At 70.8% G+C, this 21348-nt stretch carries 18 protein-coding genes; 11 read left to right on the top strand and 7 right to left on the bottom strand.

The features are described 5' to 3' along the window. Positions 1 to 250 precede the first annotated feature (250 nt). The 6 genes from AC0B9F_RS10245 (at position 251) to AC0B9F_RS10220 (ending at position 7227) form a co-directional block, all read left to right on the top strand. Positions 251 to 2374: a DNA gyrase/topoisomerase IV subunit B gene (locus tag AC0B9F_RS10245; protein WP_472000708.1), complete on the top strand. Its 2124-nt coding sequence runs from the start codon at positions 251 to 253 to the stop codon at positions 2372 to 2374. 291 nt (positions 2375 to 2665) lie between these two features. Beyond that, positions 2666 to 3190 (top strand): DUF1453 domain-containing protein, encoded by a 525-nt coding sequence (locus AC0B9F_RS10240; protein WP_472000706.1) that lies wholly within the window; start codon positions 2666 to 2668, stop codon positions 3188 to 3190. After that, the gene (locus tag AC0B9F_RS10235; protein WP_472000704.1) at positions 3187 to 4338 is read left to right on the top strand and encodes a sensor histidine kinase; all 1152 of its coding nucleotides are present in this window, start codon (positions 3187 to 3189) and stop codon (positions 4336 to 4338) included. Before AC0B9F_RS10240 ends, AC0B9F_RS10235 begins: the two co-directional genes overlap by 4 nt. Further along, positions 4335 to 5030, top strand: coding sequence for a response regulator transcription factor (locus AC0B9F_RS10230; RefSeq protein ID WP_472000702.1), 696 nt, complete (start codon positions 4335 to 4337; stop codon positions 5028 to 5030). Before AC0B9F_RS10235 ends, AC0B9F_RS10230 begins: the two co-directional genes overlap by 4 nt. Positions 5031 to 5089: 59 nt before the next feature. After that, positions 5090 to 5638, top strand: coding sequence for a DUF485 domain-containing protein (locus AC0B9F_RS10225; protein WP_472000699.1), 549 nt, complete (start codon positions 5090 to 5092; stop codon positions 5636 to 5638). Beyond that, positions 5635 to 7227, top strand: coding sequence for a solute symporter family protein (locus AC0B9F_RS10220; protein WP_472000696.1), 1593 nt, complete (start codon positions 5635 to 5637; stop codon positions 7225 to 7227). Before AC0B9F_RS10225 ends, AC0B9F_RS10220 begins: the two co-directional genes overlap by 4 nt. A gap of 16 nt (positions 7228 to 7243) precedes the next feature. Here AC0B9F_RS10220 and AC0B9F_RS10215 read toward each other — a convergent pair whose 3' ends face one another. Then, on the bottom strand, positions 7244 to 7936 hold the full coding sequence (locus tag AC0B9F_RS10215; RefSeq protein WP_472000694.1) for a response regulator: 693 nt from the start codon (positions 7934 to 7936) through the stop codon (positions 7244 to 7246). A 161-nt stretch (positions 7937 to 8097) separates the two neighbouring features. On the opposite strand from AC0B9F_RS10215, the gene AC0B9F_RS10210 reads away from it, so the two are divergent. From AC0B9F_RS10210 to AC0B9F_RS10200, 3 genes are all read left to right on the top strand, one after another. Then, positions 8098 to 8913 carry an ABC transporter ATP-binding protein gene (locus tag AC0B9F_RS10210; RefSeq protein ID WP_472000691.1) on the top strand — a complete coding sequence of 272 codons (816 nt, stop codon included), beginning with the start codon at positions 8098 to 8100 and terminating at the stop codon, positions 8911 to 8913. Further along, a complete protein-coding gene (locus AC0B9F_RS10205; RefSeq protein ID WP_472000689.1) occupies positions 8903 to 9766 on the top strand; it encodes an ABC transporter permease in 864 nt (287 codons plus the stop codon). The genes AC0B9F_RS10210 and AC0B9F_RS10205 overlap by 11 nt, the downstream gene beginning before the upstream one ends. A 69-nt stretch (positions 9767 to 9835) precedes the next feature. Continuing rightward, positions 9836 to 10906 (top strand): ABC transporter substrate-binding protein, encoded by a 1071-nt coding sequence (locus AC0B9F_RS10200; RefSeq protein ID WP_472000687.1) that lies wholly within the window; start codon positions 9836 to 9838, stop codon positions 10904 to 10906. A gap of 100 nt (positions 10907 to 11006) precedes the next feature. On the opposite strand, the gene AC0B9F_RS10195 is transcribed toward AC0B9F_RS10200, so the two are convergent. From AC0B9F_RS10195 to AC0B9F_RS10180, 4 genes are all read right to left on the bottom strand, one after another. After that, positions 11007 to 11687 (bottom strand): response regulator, encoded by a 681-nt coding sequence (locus AC0B9F_RS10195; protein WP_472000684.1) that lies wholly within the window; start codon positions 11685 to 11687, stop codon positions 11007 to 11009. After that, positions 11684 to 13360 carry an ATP-binding protein gene (locus tag AC0B9F_RS10190; protein WP_472000682.1) on the bottom strand — a complete coding sequence of 559 codons (1677 nt, stop codon included), beginning with the start codon at positions 13358 to 13360 and terminating at the stop codon, positions 11684 to 11686. The genes AC0B9F_RS10195 and AC0B9F_RS10190 overlap by 4 nt, the downstream gene beginning before the upstream one ends. Positions 13361 to 13533: 173 nt before the next feature. Next, complete coding sequence (locus tag AC0B9F_RS10185; protein ID WP_472000680.1) at positions 13534 to 14469, bottom strand: sucrase ferredoxin; 936 nt, start codon at positions 14467 to 14469, stop codon at positions 13534 to 13536. A gap of 79 nt (positions 14470 to 14548) precedes the next feature. Beyond that, positions 14549 to 15805 carry a citrate synthase gene (locus tag AC0B9F_RS10180; RefSeq protein ID WP_472000678.1) on the bottom strand — a complete coding sequence of 419 codons (1257 nt, stop codon included), beginning with the start codon at positions 15803 to 15805 and terminating at the stop codon, positions 14549 to 14551. 111 nt (positions 15806 to 15916) lie between these two features. Between AC0B9F_RS10180 and AC0B9F_RS10175 the strand changes: the two genes are divergently transcribed. Further along, positions 15917 to 17095 (top strand): citrate synthase/methylcitrate synthase, encoded by a 1179-nt coding sequence (locus tag AC0B9F_RS10175; protein ID WP_472000675.1) that lies wholly within the window; start codon positions 15917 to 15919, stop codon positions 17093 to 17095. Positions 17096 to 17254: 159 nt separating this feature from the next. On the opposite strand, the gene AC0B9F_RS10170 is transcribed toward AC0B9F_RS10175, so the two are convergent. Next, on the bottom strand, positions 17255 to 17533 hold the full coding sequence (locus AC0B9F_RS10170) for a DUF6082 family protein (RefSeq protein ID WP_472000673.1): 279 nt from the start codon (positions 17531 to 17533) through the stop codon (positions 17255 to 17257). 226 nt (positions 17534 to 17759) lie between these two features. On the opposite strand from AC0B9F_RS10170, the gene AC0B9F_RS10165 reads away from it, so the two are divergent. Continuing rightward, positions 17760 to 18857 (top strand): CobW family GTP-binding protein, encoded by a 1098-nt coding sequence (locus tag AC0B9F_RS10165; protein ID WP_472000671.1) that lies wholly within the window; start codon positions 17760 to 17762, stop codon positions 18855 to 18857. Here the strand turns inward: AC0B9F_RS10165 and AC0B9F_RS10160 are convergent. Then, the gene (locus tag AC0B9F_RS10160) at positions 18854 to 21304 is read right to left on the bottom strand and encodes a DNA gyrase/topoisomerase IV subunit A (protein ID WP_472000669.1); all 2451 of its coding nucleotides are present in this window, start codon (positions 21302 to 21304) and stop codon (positions 18854 to 18856) included. The two genes, AC0B9F_RS10165 and AC0B9F_RS10160, sit on opposite strands and share 4 nt — an antisense overlap. Positions 21305 to 21348: the final 44 nt, after the last annotated feature.

Below are 21348 nucleotides of genomic sequence, written 5' to 3'. Positions count from 1 at the left end.
CCCGGCCGGATTGCCGGTTTGTTCATGAGGACGTGCCCGGAGCCTAAACGGTTCATGCCTCCCAGGGAACGTGATGTGCACTTCACCCCATCGAGGGATCGAACAGGTATGCGACCCTGCACTAGGGTGAACGCAGCACGAGGGTGGCGTTACAACGGCTCTACCAGGCCTCGGTACCCTCTCACCGGTGACCGAAGCCGGCCCCTTACCCATGAGGGCCCCATCTGAAATTCAGCGAGGAGCGAACCGCGTGACCGCCGAGACGTCCGTGTCGTCCACAGCGCTGCTGGCAGGAGCAGAGCGGGACGGATCCAACTACACCGCGCGGCACCTGCTCGTCCTCGAGGGGCTCGAGGCCGTGCGCAAGCGTCCGGGCATGTACATCGGGTCCACCGACAGCCGTGGCCTGATGCACTGCCTCTGGGAGATCATCGACAACTCCGTGGACGAGGCCCTCGCGGGCGTCTGCGACCACATCGAGGTGATCCTCCACGACGACGGCTCCGTGGAGGTACGTGACAACGGCCGCGGCATCCCCGTGGACGTCGAGCCGAGGACGGGTCTGTCCGGCGTCGAGGTCGTCATGACCAAGCTGCACGCCGGCGGAAAGTTCGGCGGCGGCTCCTATGCGGCGTCCGGCGGTCTGCACGGCGTGGGCGCCTCCGTGGTCAACGCCCTGTCCGCACGGCTGGACGTCGAGGTCGACCGCGGCGGCAATACGCATGCGATCAGCTTCCGCCGCGGTGCCCCCGGCGCCTTCGCCGGTGAGGGCCCGGACGCGAAGTTCGAGGCCAAGGGCGGCATGCGCAAGACCAAGAAGATCCCGAGGACCCGCACCGGCACGCGCGTGCGCTACTGGGCCGACCGGCAGATCTTCCTCAAGGACGCCAAGCTCTCCCTCGACACGCTGCACCAGCGCGCTCGCCAGACCGCCTTCCTGGTGCCGGGCCTGACCATCGTCGTCCGTGACGAGTACGGCCTGGGCGAGGGCGGCAGCAAGGGCGAGGAGTCGTTCCGCTTCGACGGCGGCATCAGCGAGTTCTGCGAGTACCTGGCCAACGACAAGCCGGTCTGCGACGTGCTCCGCTTCATCGGCCAGGGCTCGTTCAAGGAGACCGTCCCGGTCCTGGACGAGCACGGCCAGATGACGCCCACCGAGGTCACCCGAGAACTCGGCGTGGACGTGGCGCTGCGCTGGGGCACCGGTTATGACACGACGGTGAAGTCCTTCGTCAACATCATCGCCACCCCGAAGGGCGGCACCCACATCGCCGGCTTCGAGCAGGCCGTCGCCAAGACGATGAACGAGGTCCTGCGCGCCAAGAAGCTGCTGCGCGTCGCCGAGGACGACATCGTCAAGGACGACGCCCTGGAGGGCCTCACCGCCGTCGTCACCGTCCGGCTGGCCGAGCCGCAGTTCGAGGGCCAGACCAAGGAGGTCCTCGGCACCTCGGCGGCCCGCCGCATCGTGAACAACGTGGTCACCAAGGAACTCAAGGCGTTCCTCACCTCCACCAAGCGGGACGCCGCCGCCCAGGCCCGGGTGGTCATGGAGAAGGCCGTCGCCGCGGCACGCACGCGTATCGCCGCGCGCCAGCACAAGGACGCCCAGCGTCGCAAGACGGCCCTGGAGTCCTCCTCGCTGCCCGCCAAGCTCGCCGACTGCCGCAGCGACGACGTGGAGCGCAGCGAGCTGTTCATCGTCGAGGGCGACTCCGCGCTCGGCACGGCCAAGCTCGCCCGGAACTCCGAGTTCCAGGCGCTGCTGCCGATCCGCGGCAAGATCCTCAACGTCCAGAAGTCCTCCGTGACCGACATGCTGAAGAACGCCGAGTGCGGCGCGATCATCCAGGTCATAGGAGCCGGCTCCGGGCGGACCTTCGACATCGACGCGGCCCGCTACGGCAAGATCATCATGATGACCGACGCCGACGTCGACGGCTCCCACATCCGCACGCTGCTGCTGACCCTGTTCCACCGCTACATGCGGCCCATGGTCGAGGCGGGCCGGGTCTTCGCCGCGGTGCCGCCGCTGCACCGCATCGAACTGGTCCAGCCGAAGAAGGGCCAGGACAAGTACGTGTACACGTACTCGGACCGCGAGCTGCGGGACAAGCTGATGGAGTTCCAGACCAAGAACATTCGGTACAAGGACTCCATCCAGCGCTACAAGGGTCTCGGTGAGATGGACGCCGACCAGCTGGCCGAGACGACGATGGACCCGCGCCGCCGCACCCTGCGCCGGATCAACCTCACCGACCTCGAGGCGGCTGAGCAGGTGTTCGACCTGCTCATGGGCAACGACGTGGCGCCGCGCAAGGAGTTCATCTCCAGCTCGGCGGCGACGCTGGACCGCTCCCGCATCGACGCGTAGCCGTTGCGCTGAGCCTGAACGACCCGGGGACCCCGGCCGGACGTGCGTGAACTGCGTCCGGCCGGGGTCCGGTCGTAAGTGGCGTCCCTCGCCCCGTCGAGCCGCCTTCCGCGGCCGTCCTCCGCACGCCCCCGACATGCACTCTCCACCCCTGGGTGGAGGAAGCGCCGTCTGCGGTTCCACCCGGTTTTCCACCCCCGCTCCGATCCCTCCGACCTGGTCTTTTCCGTAGCTTCGTAGGCGTCGGCGGCACCCGCTGCCGGGTCCTCGTTTCCGCTCACGGAGGCTTGCATGTCCGGGCTCGTCAATGTGCTGGTGATGATCGCCGTCGGCGTGCTGGTGATCGGGCGCCAGTTCCGTGCCCGCCGCGTCAGCGCCGACCGCCGCTGGTGGCTGGTGCCGGTCGTCCTCGCGGTCATGGCGGTGCGCTCGCCGGGGCTCCTGGACGCCCATCACCGTGTCGGGTCCGTGGCATTGCTCGCCGCCGAACTCCTCATAGCCGCCGCGACCGGGGCCGCCTGGGCCTGGACGACCCGCATATGGGTGGAGGCCGACGGCACCGTGTGGAGCAAGAGCACCAAGGCCAGTGGTGCGGCCTGGGCCGCCGGCATCGCCCTGCGCCTGGGCCTTATCGCCCTCGGCCTGCTGCTGGGCATACACCAGCACAGCTCCGCCCTCCTCCTCGGCCTCGCGTGCACGCTGCTCGTCCGCTCCCGGATCCTGGTCGTGCGGGCACAGTCCCTGCCACCGGTGACCGCACCCGCGGCGACGTACGGTGACGACATGGTCCGCCAGGCACGGAAGGAAAGCGTGTGAGGGAGAACGCCTGGACGCGCTGGCCCTCCCGGGAGGCACTCGGCAGTGAGGGCATCTCACGGGCCCGCCGCCTGCTCGCCTGGGCGGTCAGGCTCGTCGCGATCGGTGCGCTGCTGTGGAGTTCCTTCACCGGCGGCCACGTCCACGGCTGGGGCATCGCGGCCGCGGCAGGCGTCGTCTTCGCGGCCACCGCCGCCGGCTGGGCGTTCTACCGGACCACCCTCGCCCACCGGCTCGTCCCGTCCGTCGCGCTGTGCCTGCTGCTCGTGGCTCTGGCGGTCGGTGCGCAGGCCACCGAGTTCAAGGTGCCGGCTCTGGTCATCTGGTGCGGCTGCGGTGTCGCCGCCCTGGAGCGGCTGCCGCTCGCAGCGGCGCTGCCGGTCACCTGGGTGTCCTTCCAGGCGTACGCCACCGTCACCAACGACGCGTGGCTGACGACGGTGGTGACGACGGCCGGCCTGGCTCTCGGCGGATACACCCTGCGGCTGGACGCGGAGGCGCGCGGCAGCGCCCAGCGGCTGCTCGCCCAGGAGCGAGCCGCCCGTGCGGCCGAGGCCGAGTCGGCGGCCCTGGCGGAGCGGGCCAGGATCGCCCGGGAGATCCACGACGTGCTCGCCCACAGCCTCTCCGCCCAGCTCGTGCATCTGGAGGCGGCCCGGTTGCTCGTCGAACGCGGCGCGGACCGCGAGCAGATCCTCGAACGCGTCGTGGCGGCGCGGGGCATGGCCCGGGAGGGCCTCGCCGAGACCCGGCAGGCGCTCTCCGCTCTGCGTGGAGAACTGACCCCGGTGGAGGACTTCCTCAGAGAACTGGTCAGACAGACCGACGGCGCGGGCGTCACCGTCTCGGGTGAGAGCCGGCCGTTGCCGGCGGAGGCCTCGCAGGCGGTGCGCAGGGTCGCCCAGGAGGCCCTGACCAACGTCCGCAAGCACGCCCCCGGGGCCAAGGTCGATGTGCGGCTGGACTACACCGAGCACGAAGTGGCCCTGGAGGTAAGGGACTCGGGCGGACGACCGGGGGAGCTGACCGGGGCGGGCGGCGGGTACGGTCTGCTGGGGATGCGTGAGCGGGCCGAGCTGCTGGGCGGATCGCTCGACGCCGGGCCGGGTGAGGAAGGGTTCGTCGTGACGTTGAAGGTGCCGGTATGACCGAGGGGGAGGGAGCGGTGACCGCCCGTGTCGTGGTCGCCGACGATCAGACCGTCGTCCGTGAGGGCATCGTGATGCTGCTGGGGCTGCTGCCGGGCGTCGAGGTCGTCGGCGCGGCGGGAGACGGGGACGAGGCGGTGAAGCTCGTCGCGGAACTGGACCCCGACGTCGTGCTGATGGACCTGCGCATGCCCCGCTGCGACGGGGTGGAGGCCACCCGGCGGATCCGCGACGAGCATCCACGCACCCAGGTCGTGGTCCTGACGACCTACGCCGATGACGACTCACTGTTCCCGGCGCTGCGCGCGGGAGCACGCGGATACCTGACCAAGGACGCGGGCGGGGACGAGATCGTGCGGGCCGTGCACAGCGTGCTGTCCGGGGACGCCGGGCTGTCCCCGAGCATCCAGCGGCGCCTGCTGGAGCGGCTGTCGGAACCCGAACCCCGGCAGCAGACGCCCGCCGGGGCGCCACCGGACGGCCTCACCGTGCGGGAGACGGAGGTGCTGCTGCTCATCGCGGAGGGCCTCAGCAACCACGAGATCGCGCAGAGACTGCACGTGTCCACGGCGACGGTGAAGACCCACATCAACAACCTCTTCGCCAAGACCGGGCTCAAGGACCGGGCCCAGGCCGTGCGTTACGCGTATGCGAAGGGGCTGGCACGGCCACCGGCCGGGGAAGTCACCTGATGGGGTGAAGAGCGCGAGGAAAAGAGTCGGGGATCTTCCCGTTCTGTCCATCCTTGGGCATGCAGTCAAGCAACGGTCGTCCGTGCGGGGGCGGTCCAGAAGGCTCCGCCGCGCACGAGCAACACCCCGCCCCCTTCGCGGTCGGCACTCCCGAGGGCGCCCGGCACGACGACCCCTGGTACGACGCGCTCGCCTCGGGGTGGGGCGAGTCGGTCGCCGGCGCGCCGCCGGCCCCCGCCGTTCCGGCCGCGCGCCGGGAGCCGACGCGGCCGGCCGCTGCCGACGTCTACCTCGAAGTGCAGCGCAGCGCGGCCTTCCAGGAGGTCCGCAGCCGCTACCGGAGGTTCGTGGTGCCGGCGGTCACCGGTTTCCTCCTGTGGTACGTCGGGTACGTCGTGGCGGCGACGACCGCACCCGGCTTCATGGCGCACCGGGTGGCGGGCGCGGTCAATGTGGCGATGCTCGCCGGGCTCGGGCAGTTCCTCAGCACCTTCCTGCTCACCTGGGCCTACGCGCGGCACGCCCGGCTGCGCCGGGACCGGGCCGCACTCGAACTGCGCTGGGACACCCAGGAGATGACACGCGGCGCCCGGGGCGGTGCCGTATGACCGGAAACCACCACACGCTCGCCCTGGCGCTGTTCAGCGTGTTCGTCGCGGTCACGCTGGCGATCACGACCTGGGTGAGCCGTCACCGGCACGGGTCAGCCGAGGAGTTCTACGCCGGGGGGCGGCTCTTCTCCCCGATGGAGAACGGTTTCGCCATCGCGGGCGACTACATGTCGGCCGCTTCCTTCCTCGGCATCTCCGGACTCATCTCGCTGTACGGCTACGACGGCCTGCTGTACTCGGTCGGTTTTCTCGTCGCATGGCTGGTGGTGCTGTTCCTGGTCGCGGAACTGGTACGCAACTGCGGGAGGTTCACGCTCGCGGACGTGGTCGCGGCCCGTATGCGGGAGCGGCCCGTGCGGATCGCGGCGGGAACTTCCTCGGTCACCGTGTCCGTTCTGTATCTGGTGGCGCAGATGGTGGGCGCGGGCAGTCTGGTCGCCCTGCTCCTGGGGCGTACGAGCGGGGCGGCGCAGTCCTGGACCGTCATCGGCGTGGGCGCACTGATGGTGATCTACGTGTCGTTGGGAGGGATGCGGGCCACCACATGGATCCAGATCGTCAAGGCGGTCATGCTTCTCGGCGGCACGATCGCGCTCACCGTGCTCGTCCTCGTCCGCTTCCACGGCGGCTTCGACCAACTGCTGCTCACCGCGGCCTCCCGCAGCGGACACGGGGACGCGTTCCTGGCCCCCGGGCTGCGCTACGGCGCGAACTGGACCGCCCGGCTGGACTTCATCAGCCTGGGCCTGGCGCTGGTGCTGGGCACGGCCGGGCTGCCGCACATCCTCTCCCGCTTCTACACCGTGCCCACGGCCCGGGCAGCCCGGCGCTCGGTGGTCTGGTCGATCGGGCTCATCGGCGGCTTTTACCTGATGACGATCGTCCTCGGCTTCGGCGCCGCCGCGATCGTCGGGCCCCAGGCGGTACGGCAGTCCAACGCCGCCGGGAACACCGCGGTCCCGCTGCTGGCGCTCGACCTGGGCGGCGGACTGGACTCCACGGGAGGCACGGTGCTGTTCGCGGTCGTCACCGCCGTGGCCTTCGCGACGATCCTCGCCGTGGTCGCCGGCATCACGCTGGCCTCGTCCGCCTCCGTCGCCCACGACCTGTACGCCTCGCTGCGCCGCCCTACGAGCAAGCAGCGCAGTGAGGTCGCGGTCGCCCGGGCCGCCGCGGTCGGTATCGGCGTGGTCGCGATCGCCCTCGGACTGCTCGCCCGCGACCTCAACGTGGCGTTCCTCGTCGGGCTCGCCTTCGCGGTGGCCGCGTCCGCGAACCTGCCGGTGCTGCTCTACTCGCTGTTCTGGCGCGGCTTCACCACGCGCGGGGCGGTGTGGGCCGTGTACGGCGGACTGATCCCGTCCCTGCTGCTCGTCCTGCTGTCCCCGGTGGTCTCCGGCGGCCCGAACTCCCTCTTCCCGGGCGTCGACTTCCAGTTCTTCCCGCTGGAGAACCCGGGCCTGATCTCGATCCCCCTGGGCTTCCTCGCCGGCTGGCTCGGCACGGTCACCTCCGCGGAGGTCCCGGACGAGGCCAGGCACGCCGAGACCGAGGTGCGCTCGCTGACGGGTGCGGGAGCCGCCTGAGGGGCGGGGCGCCCTGCTACGGCGCCACCCATGCGTACCGGTGTTCCGGGCGGCCCGTGTCGCCGTATTTCAGGGACAGCCGCAGGCGGCCGGCCTGTTCGAGGTGGCGCAGATAGCGCTGGGCGGTCGAGCGGCTCAGGCCGGTGCGGGCCGCCACCTCGTGGGCGGACAGCGGCTGGCCGGCGCGGTGCAGCACCGAGCAGATCAGGTCGGTGGTGGGCTCCGAGTGGCCGCTCGGCAGCCCCGGTGACGACGGCGCCGGGGCCGTCCGCAGGGCGCCGAAGATGCGGTCGACCTGCTCCTGGCCCGCGACACCATGGCCACCGACCCGGTCCACGGTGCGGCGCAGCGCGGCGTAGGAGTCCAGGCGGGTGCGCAGGGCGGCGAAGGTGAACGGTTTCACCAGGTAGTGCAGCGCGCCTAGGCGCATCGCGGTCTGCACGGTCGTGACGTCACCGGCCGCCGTGATCATGATGACGTCGGCGACGTGCCCCTGCTGGCGCATGCGGTGCACCAGTTGCAGGCCCGTCTGGTCGGGCAGGTAGTGGTCGAGCAGCACCAGGTCGATGCCGCCGCGCTCGACGGCGGCCAGGGCCTGGGCAGCGCTGTGTGCGCGGGCGGCCACCCGGAAGCCGGGAACCTTCCCCACGTATTTGGCGTTGATCTCGGCGACGCGGAAGTCGTCGTCCACCACCAGGACGTCAATCATCGGGCCTCTTTCTGTCAAGGCCAGGCGGGCGTTACACCCGTGTTTCGGCTCCGTTGTTCTAGCGCGAGCAAAATGAGCACAACAGGCTGTTGCAAGCAAAAGAAACGCATGTGCTCACAAGACTGCTGCTGTGGCCCCGGCCACATCTACGGTCCCGCCCCATGAGCACAGACACCAGCCCCGCCATCGAACTGCGGGGCGCAGGCAAAACCTTCCGGACTCCGTCCGGTGGTCTGCACACGGCCGTCAGGGATCTCGACCTGACCGTGCGCCAGGGTGAGTTCGTGGCGGTCGTCGGACCGACCGGCTGCGGCAAGTCCACGACGTTGACGCTGGTCAGCGGCCTGGAGGAGCCCAGCGAGGGCGAGGTTCTGGTCACCGGTGAGCCGGTGCGCGGGGTCGGCGACAAGGTCGGCTTCGTCTTCCAGCAGGACGCCACCTTCCCGTGGCGCACGGTGCTGTCCAACGTCATGGCCGGCCCCCGATTCCGCGGCGTGCCGAAGGCCGAGGCGAGGGAGAAGGCCCGTGCCTGGCTGTCCCGGGTCGGTCTCACGGCCTTCGAGGACCGCTATCCGCACCAGCTCTCCGGAGGCCAGCGCAAGCGGGTCGCCCTCGCCGCGACCTTCGTCAACGACCCCGAGATCCTGCTCATGGACGAGCCCTTCTCGGCGCTCGACGTGCAGACCCGGGCCCTGATGTCGGACGAACTGCTGGAGCTGTGGGAGGGCACGCGGGCCTCCGTCGTCTTCGTCACCCACGACCTGGAGGAGTCCATCGCCCTGGCCGACCGGGTCGTCGTGATGACGGCCGGTCCCGCCACCGTCAAGCAGGTCTTCGACATCGACCTGCCGCGGCCCCGCAAGGTCGAGCAGGTGCGCCTCGAGCCGCGCTTCCTGGAGATCTACCGGGAGATCTGGGAGTGCCTCGGCGAAGAGGTGCGCATCACCCGGGAAAGGGGCGCCGCTCATGTCGCCTGAAGTGCTCAGCACGCCCGTCGTCGACACCGTCAAGACCCCGGACCGCGCGCACTCACGCGCGCGTGCCGCGCGCAGACGCAAAGTCGTCGTCATGTCCGTCCGTGCCCTGCTACTGGTGGGCGTGCTCGGCCTGTGGGAGGCGCTCTCCCGCGCCAAGGTCATCGATCCGTTCAACTTCTCGATGCCCTCGCAGATCTGGGACCAGATCTCCACCTGGGTCCTGCACGGGACGGCGCTCGGCTCCCTCGGCGAACAGATCTGGTACACGCTCTACGAGGCGCTCGTCGGGTGGATCGTCGGTGTCATCGCCGGCGTGGTCCTCGGCATCGCGCTCGGACGGATCGCCTTCCTCGCCGATGTCCTTGGTCCATACATCAAGGTGCTCAACTCGATACCGAGGATCGTCCTGGCCCCGATCTTCGTGATCTGGTTCGGCCTCGGCCCCGTCTCGAAGGTGGCCTCCGCCGTCGTCCTGGTCTTCTTCCCCGTGTTCTTCAACGCCTTCCAGGGCGCCCGTGAGGTCGACCGCAACCTCGTGGCCAACGCGCGGATCCTCGGCGCGAGCAACCGGAGGGTGACCCTCCAGGTGGTCATCCCGTCGGCGACGTCCTGGATCTTCACCAGCCTCCACGTCAGCTTCGGCTTCGCCCTCATCGGCGCCATCGTCGGCGAGTACATCGGCGCCACCAAGGGCATCGGCCTGCTCGTCGCGCAGTCGCAGGGCACCTTCAACGCCGCCGGTGTGTACGCGGCGATGGTGATCCTCGCAGTCGTCGCCCTCCTCGCCGAGGGCCTGCTGACCTTCGCCGAGCGGCGCATCTTCCGCTGGAAGCCCTCGCGCTCCGACAGCTGACGCCCTCGCCCGTCCCTCCACCGCTCCACTCCGCCGCCCGCCCGGCCTCTCCCAAGGACGTGAACCCTCATGCGCAAGAACCCCCGCCAGGCCGCCAGATACGCCTCCCTGGCCGCCGCCGGCCTGCTCGCCGTCACCTCGCTCACCGCCTGCGCCAACGACGCCGCCGGCACGTCCGCCGACGCGGGCAGCAAGGGCGACGGCAAGGGCGAGAAGGTCAAGATCATGGTCGGTGGCCTGGACAAGGTCATCTATCTGCCCGCGATGCTCACCCAGCGCCTCGGCTACTTCGACACCGAGGGCCTGGACGTGGAACTGCTGAGCGAGCCGGCCGGCGTGCAGGCCGAGACCGCACTCGTCTCCGGCCAGGTGCAGGGCGCCGTCGGCTTCTACGACCACACGCTCGACCTCCAGGTGAAGGGCAAGGCCATCGAGTCCGTCGTGCAGTTCTCGCACGCGCCCGGCGAGGTGGAGGTCGTCTCCACCAAGGCGGAGAAGGACATCACCTCGCCCAAGGACTTCAAGGGCAAGAAGCTCGGTGTCACCGGCCTCGGCTCCTCGACCGACTTCCTCACCAAGTACCTGGCGGTCACCAACGGCGTGCAAGTCAGCGAGTTCACGCCGGTCGCCGTCGGCGCCGGACCGACCTTCATCTCCGCCCTCCAGCAGGGCCCGATCGACGGCGGCATGACGACCGACCCCACCGTCACCACGATCCTCGACAAGAACGCGGGGAAGGTGCTGCTCGACATGCGCACACCCGAGGGCTCGCAGGCGGCGCTGGGCGGCCCGTACCCGTCGTCAAGTCTGTACATGCAGACGGACTGGGTGAACAGCCACAAGAGCACCACCCAGAAGTTGGCCAATGCATTCGTCAAGACGCTCAAGTGGATGTCCACGCACAGCGCCTCCGAGATCGCCGACAAGATGCCCGCCGACTACTCGCAGGGCAACAAGGTCCTGTACGCCGCCGCCATCAAGAGCACGCTGCCGATGTTCACCAAGGACGGCGTGATGCCGCAGAACGGCCCCGAGACCGTCGAGAAGGTTCTCAAGGCGTTCAACCCCACCATCAAGAACGCCAAGGTCGACCTCAGCAAGACCTACACCACCGAGTTCGTCGAGAAGGCCGCCGGCTGACGCCCCGGAGGAGGCCCATCGGCGGATCGAGAAGGCGGGGGGCACGGTCCGTACTCCTGTGCGGGCACGGCCCCCTTCCCTCGCCCCCACGGGCCGTGCCTCAGGCGCGGGTCGCCCACACGTAACGGTGTTCCGGGCGGCCCGCGTCGCCGTACTTCAGCGTCAGCCGCGCCCGGCCGGTGCGCTCCAGCAGCTTCAGATAGCGCTGCGCGGTCTGCCGGCTCAGCCCCGTCCGCTCGGCGATCTCCTGCGCCGACAGCGGCCCGTCGGCGTTCATCAGCGCCTGCCGGACCAGCTCCGCGGTGGTGGGGGAGTGCCCCTTGGGCAGGCCCGGCTCCGACGACGCGGACAGCGCGCCGAAGATCCGGTCCACGTCCGCCTGCTCCGCCTCACCGCCGCCGTCCAGCCTGCGGCGCAGCTCCGCATACGCCTCCAGCTTGGCGCGCAGGCCCGCGAAGGCGAACGGCTTGACCAGGTACTGCAGCGCGCCCTGCCGCATCGCTGCCTGCACCGTCGCGACGTCCCGCGCCGCCGTCACCATGATCACATCCGTCTGGTGGCCGCGCCGCCGCATCTCCGAGACGACCTCCAGCCCCGTCTCGTCGGGCAGGTAGTGGTCCATGAGGACCAGGTCCAGGCGCGGCAGCTCCTCCACCCGCCGCAGCGCCTCCGCGGCGCTGCGGGCCTCACCGGCGACGTGGAAGCCGGGCACCTTCGCCACGTAGGCGGCGTTGACCTGGACGACCCGGGCGTCGTCGTCCACGACGAGGACCTCGATCATCGCGCCTCCTCATCGAGCGCCGTGTCCGCCGATGCGGCCAGGGCGGGTTCCAGTTCCAGCTCGGGCTCGGCCAGCGCCTCGGGCAGCACGATCGTGAACTGCGCGCCCCCGCCGTCCGCCTCGGCCACCGTCGCGCTGCCGCCCTGCCGTTCGGCGAGCCGGCGCACCAGCGACAGGCCGAGCCCGCGCTTGCGGTGCGCCGGCGGCTTCTTGGTGGACCAGCCCTCCGTGAACACCAGCTCCCGCTGCTCCTCCGGGACACCGGGCCCGGTGTCCCGCACGCGAAGTACCGCGGTATGGTCCTCGGCGCGCAACTCCACCTCCACGCGCGCGTGCGGCGCGCCCGCGACGGCGTCGAGCGCGTTGTCGACCAGGTTCCCCACGATCGTCACCAGCCCGCGCGGGTCCACCAGGCGGTCCGGCAGCCAGGTGCGGTCCGAGACCCACAGGGCGACGCCGCGTTCGGCCGCCACGGTCGCCTTGCCCACCAGCAGCGCGGCCAGCAACGGGTCCTGGATCTTCTCCGTGACCTGCTCCGCGGTCGCCCGGTGGTCGCCGACCACCTCCCCGACGAACTCGACGGCGTCGTCGTACATCTCCAGCTCGAGCAGGCCGAGCAGGGTGTGCATGCGGTTGGCGTGCTCGTGGTCCTGGGCGCGCAGCGCGTCGATCAGACCGCGCGTGGAGTCCAGTTCGCGGCCCAGCTGCTCCAGCTCGGTCCGGTCGCGCAGCGTGGCGACCGCGCCGCCGTCGTCGGTGGGCATCCGGTTGGCCACCAGGACCCGGTGCCCGCGCACGGTGAGCAGATCGGTGCCGGTGACCCGGCCCGCCAGCACGTCGGCCGTACGCCCGTCCCCGAGCGCCTCGTCGGGGGTGCGCCCGACCGCCTCCTCCCCGATGCCGAGCAGGCGCTGCGCCTCGTCGTTGAGCAGCCGGACGCGGCCGACGCGGTCCAGGGCGACGACGCCCTCCCGGATACCGTGCAGCATCGCCTCACGCTCGGCGAGCAGCCCCGAGATGTCGGAGAACGCCAGGTCCCGGGTCTGCCGCTGGACGCGCCGCGAGATGAACCAGGCGGCCAGGGCGCCCACGGCCAGGGCACCGCCGGCGTACGCGAGCAGCCCGGGTATCGCGCTGATCAGCCGCGCCCGCACACTGTCGTACGCGATGCCCACGGACACCGCCCCGACGATGTGCCCGCTCGCGTCGAGCAACGGCACCTTGCCGCGGGCGGAGCGGCCGAGGGTGCCGTTGTCGATCTCCATGACCTCGTTGCCCTTCAGCGCGTCGCCGGGGTCGGTCGAGACGTGCCGTCCGATCTGCTTCGGGTCGGTGTGCGACCAGCGGTAGCCGTCCTTGTTCATGATCACGACGTACTCGGCATGGGTGGCCGTCCGGATGCGCTCCGCCTCCCGCTGCACCGGTCCGTGGACGCCGGCCGGGGTGGTCTGCAGGTCCTTCGCGATCTGCGGCTGCTGCGCGGTGGTCTCCGCGATGGCGAGGGCGCGGCGCATCGCCTGGTCGTCCAGCTGGTGGCTGAGCGGCGCGAGGAACAGCCCGGTCGCGAGCACCGCCACGCCAGCGGCGATCGCCACCTGCATCAGCAGCACCTGCGAGAACACTCGCCTCGGCAGGCCGAGGCGCAGACGGCGTGCGGGGGGAGTGGGGGTCATACCCATGACGGTACGTGCCGGTGACGGTGGAGCCGTAGGGGGTGTGGCCTGGATCTCTTGACCCGTGCTTGACCCGATCTTGATTGAGGTCCACCCCTGGGCGGATCAAGGACAACGGTCGATGTGATCAACCATGAGGTGGCAGATGTGCCGGACTCGTCAAGACCGGGCCCTCAGCGGTTCGCTGCCGTCACTTCCTCGATGGCCACGACGTCCATCCGCGCGGGCGTCCCCAGGACCGTGGCCCCGCAGCTCTCCGGGCGCGGCGGCAGCGCCTCGCCCGGGTCGACGGTGACCCGCCAGCGGCGGCCGTCGACGTGGGCGACGAGCACCTGCCGGCGCGCTGCCGCGCCTTCGGTCCGTACGACGCTCAGTGCCTCCGCGGCGTACTCGCCTGTGGCCCTGCGCACGGCCAGCTCGGCCGCCTGTCCTGGCCGGTCCCAGGCCGACGCTCCCCGGCACCCCTCGACCACGATCCGGCCCTCCTGGACGCCGTGCAGCATCTCCTTGACGGCGTGCGCCTGCGCCCTGCCGTAGGCGTAGCCGTACGGCAGGGCGAGCACCGTCGGCGAGAAGCGATGTCCACCCAGATGGGTGACCTCCCAGACGCCTGTCACGCCGGAGGCCGTGAGCTCGGCGGCGAGGGGCCGGCCGAGCAGCGCGCAGCACCGGTCGCGCTTGCCGTTGGTGCATACCAGGGCCAGCGGTCCGCCGGTGTGCGGGCTTCCGTCGAGCGCGGCGTCGAAGCCGGTGGGGTCGCCCCGGCCGAGCGCGGTGAGGTCGAGGTCGAGGAGGCGGCGGGGATCGGTGAGGGCGGCGCCGTGCAGCCAGACCTTCCCGGGGACGGTGTGGGCGGCGTACACCTGCCGTATGTCCGGGGTGCCGAAGTCGGCGTGGCGACCCGGGCGCCGGATCAGCGCGATCCGTACGCCGGTGTCCTCGGCGGCGGCTTCCAGGGCGCGGCCCAGCGCCGGGTCCAGGTGGCTGGAAACGAGCGCCTTGGCGCCCCACGGGCCGGGCTGCTCCAGCAGCAGCCAGGTCGTCGCCGTGGGCGCGGTTCCGGAAACGGGCTCATCCAGGGCCCGCGAGACGGTCGCGCACGTACTCACAGAGGTGAGCCTAACCTGACTTCCCATGGCGTGACTTCCGGCCGCGTCCGTGTTCTGGTCCGGACGAGTACCCGCCGGCTCACTGCGGCAACGGCTGCGGCGGTTTCGGCCCCACGTACTGCCCGCTCGGGCGCATCCGCAGCGGGCGCTCCGCGTACTCCTCCAGGGCGTGCGCGATCCAGCCGGCGGTACGGGCCACGGCGAAGATCGTCTCGCCGGCCGTGGGCGGCATCCCGTGGGAAACGGTGAACACGGCCAGGGCCAGGTCGACGTTGGCGTGCAGCGGGGCGTGGCGGGCGGTGGTGGCCACGATGTCGCGGGCGGCGACCAGGGCGGGCTCGGCCTGCGGGATCTGCTCCAGCAGCGCGAACAGGGCACGCGCGCGTGGGTCTTCGCCGGCGTAGAGCCGGTGGCCGAGCCCCGGGATACGGCGTCCCGCGCGCAGCTCCTCCGCGATCACCGGACCGGCGTTGCCCTCGTCGAGCACTTCCTGCAGCAGGCGGTGGGCGAGTCCGCTGGCCGCGCCGTGCAGCGGCCCCTCGATGACGCCGAGGCCCGCGGAGACGGCCGCGTAGGCGTGCGCGCGGGCCGAGGCGGCGACGCGGACGGCGAGTGTGGAGGCGGCCAGGTCGTGGTCGACGAGGAGGCCGAGTGCGGCGTCCAGGGCGCGCAAGGAGGCCTCGCCGGGTTCCCGGCCGGTGAGCGCGGCCCACAGGCGGTGGGCCAGCGGGCCGGTGGCATCAGGGGAGCGGTGGGCGGGGGCGAGGGCGGCGACGAGCGTGGGGATGAGGGTGCGCGCGGTGCCGAGGACGGCTTCCTCGGAGAGGTCGAAGCGCAGCGGATCCTCGGCTGCTGCGGCGATCGCGGCGACCCGCAACCGGTCGGCCGGGCCGGAGTGTCCGGGCAGGGAGCGCACGGCGCGGCGGGCTGCCGCCACGGACGCCTTCGGGGCGGTGAACGAGACACCGGGGGTCAGCCGGCCGGTCCACAGCCAGTCGGCGATCTCTTCGTAGGAGTACCGGGCGGCCAGTTCGGTCGCGTCGACGCCGCGGAAGTAGTAGCGGTCCTTCTCGATCAGGGTGATGCGGGTGCGGACGGACAGTTCACCTCCGGAGCCCGAACCGGCCGCGCTCTCCCGTCTGTTGCGGCGTGCGAGCGCCTCGACCTCCGCGGAGTCGAAGGTGCTGCCCCGTCCGCCGGGCGCACGGTGGCTGCTGAGCTGACCGCGGCTCACGTACGCGTACACGGTCTCGGGCTTCACGCCCAGCGCTTCGGCGGCCTCCTTGGTGGTCAGCCGCCGTCCCGGATGGCCGGGGTGGGGTTCATGGTCACGCATGGAGGTCACCGTAGCCGTCCCTCTTTGCATTGATTCAATCAATATTGACAGGAAACGAGTCAAGCATAGACAGTCGGATCAATAACAGGAAGTGACTGTCGAGGAGGAAGCATGTCCGTCAATGGATCCGCCGCCAGGCCCTCCACGCCGCTGATCGAGGCACCCCGCGGCCTGGCCGGCGTCGTCGTGACCGACACCGAGATCGGTGACGTCCGCGGACGCGAGGGCTTCTACCACTACCGCCAGTACTCGGCCGTGGACCTCGCCCGGACCCGCTCCTTCGAGGACGTCTGGCACCTGCTCGTATGCGGTGAGCTGCCGGACGCCGCGCGCGCCGCCGCCTTCGCCGCACGCACGGCATCGCTGCGCCGGCTCCCCGACGAGGTGCGCGCGGTACTGCCGGCCGTCGCGGCGGCGGGCTCCGCCTCCGGACCGCTCGCCGGGATGCGCACGGCGCTGTCCCTGCTCGGCGCGGCCAAGGGATTTCGCCCCGTCTACGACATCGACGCCGACCAGCGCCGGGAGGACACGCTCGTGGCCGCCGCGGCCGTGCCGACGCTGCTGGCCGCGCTGCACCGGTTGGGCCAGGGGCTGGAGCCGGTGGAGCCCCGGGAGGACCTGTCGTACGCAGCGAACTATCTGTACATGGTGACCGGTTCCGAGCCCGACACCGAGCGGGCCCGCGCGATCGAGCAGTACTTGATCTCAACCATTGATCACGGTTTCAACGCGTCAACCTTCACCGGACGGGTCATCGCGTCGACCGGGGCGGATGTGGCCGCGTGTCTCGTCGGGGCGGTGGGGGCGCTGTCCGGGCCACTGCACGGGGGCGCGCCCAGCCGTGCGCTGGACACTCTGGACGCGATCGGCAGCCCCGACCGTATCGACGGCTGGATCCGCGAGCGTGTCCTGGCCGGTGAGCGGATCATGGGCTTCGGCCACGCGATCTACCGCACCGAGGACCCCCGCTCCCGGATGCTCCGCGAGATCGCCCAGCGCTTCGGCGGCCCGCGCGTGGACTTCGCCGTCCAGGTGGAACGCCAGGTCGAGGCGATCCTGGCCGAACTGAAGCCCGGACGCGAACTGCACACGAACGTCGAGTTCTACGCGGGTGTCGTCATGGAACGGTGCGGCCTGCCCCGGGAGATGTTCACCCCCACCTTCGCCGCGGCACGGGTGGTGGGCTGGAGCGCCAACCTGCTGGAACAGGCACAGGACCCGAAGATCATCCGTCCGGTGGCGCGGTATGTGGGCCCGCAGGCGCCGGTGGCCGTTCCCGGGGCCGTCTGAGCAGACGTGCGGCCTGGTGCCGTTCCGGGCGCCAGGCCTCAACGGTGGGGCGTCGAGCGGGAGCGGGGTGCCGGGCTGCTCGCCGGATGACTCGTCCGGCTCGGGCGCGGTTGGCGTGCGGCCGGGGGTCAAGGGTGGACGTGCCCCCGTCGGGTGACGTCAGGCGTCGGGGATGTCCGCCTTGGCGCGGGCGCATGTGCCGGTACAGCTCCTCCCGGTCCAGGAGTCCCGCCCGGTGGCTGTGGTACAGGTCACCGGGGCCAGTGAGGGATCGTCGATCGCCTTGGCCAGCAGCTCCCAGTGCATGCGCTGCTGATGCGCGAGGGCCTGGCGCAGCGAGGCCACTTCCTCGAGTTCGGCCGGCGTCATGCCGGCCGCGGTGAGCAGCAAACCGGCGGCGGAGCCGAACCTCCCTGCCGTGAATTTCTGTGTGGCCATGCCAACCCCCGAATCAGGCGACCGTCCGCCGGCCGTCGGATGTGGGACGACTGGTGTGGACCGGCGAGCGATGGGCGGCGCTTGCCGCCGCCAGGGTCCGCAAGTGCTGCTAACAATCGTTCACTTCGCCGTGATTCTTACGGCTCGTATCCTGGGGCGGCATTCAATCCTCAGACGTGTGCCGGGCCGCGAGCCGGTGTACGCACAGGCGTGAGAGAGGTCGTACGTGGGGCACAGCCCGAGTCCGCAGCAGATCCCGCTCGTCGTGCTCGCCGGATTCCTCGGCTCCGGCAAGACGACGCTTCTCAACCACCTGCTGCACCGCAGCGGCGGCAGCCGGATCGGCGCGATCGTCAACGACTTCGGCGCCATCGAGATCGACGCCATGGCGGTGGCCGGCGCCCTCGGCGACTCCACCGTCTCCCTCGGCAACGGCTGTCTGTGCTGCGCAGTCGACGCCACTGAACTTGATCAATATCTTGAGCGGCTCGTCCAGCCGTCCCTAGGCATCGATGTCGTCGTGATCGAGGCCAGCGGACTCGCCGAGCCTCAGGAACTCGTCCGCATGCTGCTGGCCAGTGAGAACCCGCGGGTCGTCTACGGCGGTCTCGTCGAGGTCGTGGACGCGGCAGAGTTCGACGGCACCCGGGCCCGGCACCCCGAGATCGACCGGCACCTCGCCCTCGCCGACCTCGTCGTCGTCAACAAGCTCGACCGGGCCGCCGACGGTGAGCGCGTCCTCGGGCTGGTCCGTTCCCTCACCGACCGGGCCGCCGTCGTACCCGCCACCTACGGCCGGATCGACCCGGAGTTCCTCTTCGACTGCCGGCCCGGCGAGGAACGCATCGGGCAGCTGTCCTTCGACGACCTGCACCAGCACGACGACGAGACCGGCGACCACGCCGGGCATCTGCACAGCGGGTACGACAGCCTCTCCTTCACGTCCGACCTGCCGCTGGAGCCCCGCCGGCTGATGGAGTTCCTGGACAGCCGCCCCGAGGGCCTGTACCGGATCAAGGGGTACGTCGACTTCGGACCGTACGACCGGCACAACCGGTACGCCGTGCACGCCGTCGGACGGTTCCTGCGCTTCTACCCCGAGCCGTGGGACCCGGCGGACGCGCGGCTCACTCAGCTCGTCCTCATCGGCGCCGGCATCGACGCACGCGCTCTCGCGGATCAGCTCGACGCATGCAAGAACGGCGCCCCACACGCCGACGAGCACGGCATGTGGGGCGTCCTTCGCTACGTCCGCGATCCGGAGGGCGAACTCGAGGACGATCGCGGGGGCGATTCCGGGATCGTCGTCGAGCCGCCGGTCTAGACCGGGCCCGCCACCGCCGCGACCGTCTTCGGCAGCGACACACCCGAGCCGTCGCGGCGCGGGTCGGGCTCGGGCAGCTCGGCCGGAGTGCCGTTCTTCTGCGCCGCCTTGGCCGGCGCGGGACCCGCCCAGGCCACCGACAGGCAGTCCTCGCCCTTGAGGAACCGCTGGCAGCGCACCCCACCGGTCGCCCGGCCCTTGCGCGGATACTGGTCGAACGGAGTCAGCTTGGCCGTCGTCTGCACGGAGTCGTCCAGCGTGCCGCGCGAGCCGGCCACCGTGAAGACGATCGCGTCGGCCGCCGGGTCCACCGCGGTGAACGAGATGACCTTGGCGCCGTCGGTGAGCTTGATGCCCGCCATGCCACCCGCGGGCCGGCCCTGCGGACGGACCATGGACGCCTGGAAGCGCAGCAGCTGGGCGTCGTCGGTGATGAAGACCAGGTCCTCCTCGCCGGTGCGCAGTTCGACCGCGCCGACGATCCGGTCGCCCTCCTTGAGGGTGATGACCTCCAGCTCCTCCTTGTTGGCCGGGTAGTCGGGCACCACCCGCTTGACGACACCCTGCTCGGTGCCGAGCGCCAGACCGGGGGAGGACTCGTCGAGCGTGGTCAGGCAGACCACCTGCTCGTCGCCCTCCAGCGGGACGAACTCCGCCAGTGGGGCCCCGCCCGAGAGGTTCGGCGCGGCCGCCGTGTCGGGAAGCTGCGGCAGGTCGACCACGTTCACCCGCAGCAGACGGCCCGCGGACGTGACCACACCGACCTCGCCGCGCGCCGTCGCCGGCACGGCCGAGACGATCACGTCGTGCTTGCTGCGCCGGCCGTCGCCGTCCTCGAACGGCTCTGCGGTCGCGGTACGGGCCAGCAGCCCGGTGGAGGACAGCAGCACGCGGCACGGGTCGTCGGCGACCTGCAGCGACACCGTGGCCGCCGGGGAGCCCGCGGACTCCAGCAGGACCGTGCGCCGGTCGGTGCCGAAATTCTTGGCCACCGCGGCCAGTTCGTTGGAGACCAGCTTGCGCAGCTCGGCGTCCGAGTCGAGGATCCGGGTCAGCTCCTCGATCTCCGCGTTCAGCCGGTCCTTCTCCGCTTCCAGCTCGATGCGGTCGTACTTGGTCAGCCGGCGCAGCGGCGTGTCGAGGATGTACTGCGTCTGGATCTCGCTCAGCGAGAAGCGCTCCATCAGGCGCTGCTTGGCCTGCGCGGAGTTCTCGCTGGAGCGGATCAGCCGGATGACCTCGTCGATGTCGACGAGCGCCGTCAGCAGGCCCTCCACCAGGTGAAGCCGGTCGCGCTTCTTGGTCCGGCGGAACTCCGAACGGCGGCGGACGACCTCGAAGCGGTGGTCGAGATAGACCTCCAGCAGCTCCTTCAGGCCCAGCGTCAGCGGCTGGCCGTCGACCAGCGCGACGTTGTTGATGCCGAAGGACTCCTCCATCGGCGTCAGCTTGTACAGCTGCTCCAGGACCGCCTCCGGCACGAAGCCGTTCTTGATCTCGATGACCAGGCGCAGTCCGTGCGCACGGTCGGTGAGGTCCTTGACGTCGGCGATGCCCTGGAGCTTCTTGGAGCCCACCAGGTCCTTGATCTTGGCGATGACCTTCTCGGGTCCGACCGTGAAGGGCAGCTCCGTGACGACCAGGCCCTTGCGGCGCGCCGTGACGTCCTCCACGGAGACCGTCGCGCGCATCTTGAAGGTGCCGCGGCCCGTCTCGTACGCGTCGCGGATGCCGGCGAGGCCGACGATGCGGCCGCCCGTGGGCAGGTCGGGGCCGGGGACGAGCTTCATCAGCGAGTCCAGGTCGGCGTTCGGGTACCGGACCAGGTGCCGGGCGGCGGCGATGACCTCGCGCAGGTTGTGCGGCGGCATGTTCGTCGCCATGCCGACCGCGATCCCGGACGAGCCGTTGACCAGCAGGTTCGGGAAGGCGGCGGGCAGCGTGACCGGCTCGCGCTCCTGGCCGTCGTAGTTGGGCTGGAAGTCGACGGTGTCCTCGTCGATCGACTCCGTCATCAGCCCCGTGGCCTCGGCCATCCGGCACTCGGTGTACCGCATGGCGGCCGGCGGGTCGTCGTTGCCGAGCGAGCCGAAGTTGCCGTGGCCGTCGACCAGCGGCAGGCGCATGGAGAAGGGCTGCGCCATACGGACCAGGGCGTCGTAGATCGACGCGTCGCCGTGCGGGTGCAGCTTGCCCATGACCTCGCCGACGACGCGCGCGCACTTGACGTAGCCGCGATCGGGGCGCACACCCATCTCGTTCATCTGGTAGACGATGCGGCGGTGCACCGGCTTGAGGCCGTCCCGGGCGTCCGGCAGGGCGCGGGAGTAGATGACCGAGTACGCGTACTCGAGGAAGGAGCCCTGCATCTCGTCGACGACGTCGATGTCGAGGATCTTCTCCTCGTAGTCGTCGGGCGGCGGGGTCTTCGTGCTGCGGCGGGCCATCGCTGCCTGGCTCCTTGCTGAAGCGTGAACGGTATCTGACGCGG

The organism is Streptomyces sp. NPDC097129, from assembly GCF_055668065.1.
Note: the sequence above shows the minus strand (reverse complement) of the source record. Positions and strands in the feature narration are given on the sequence as shown.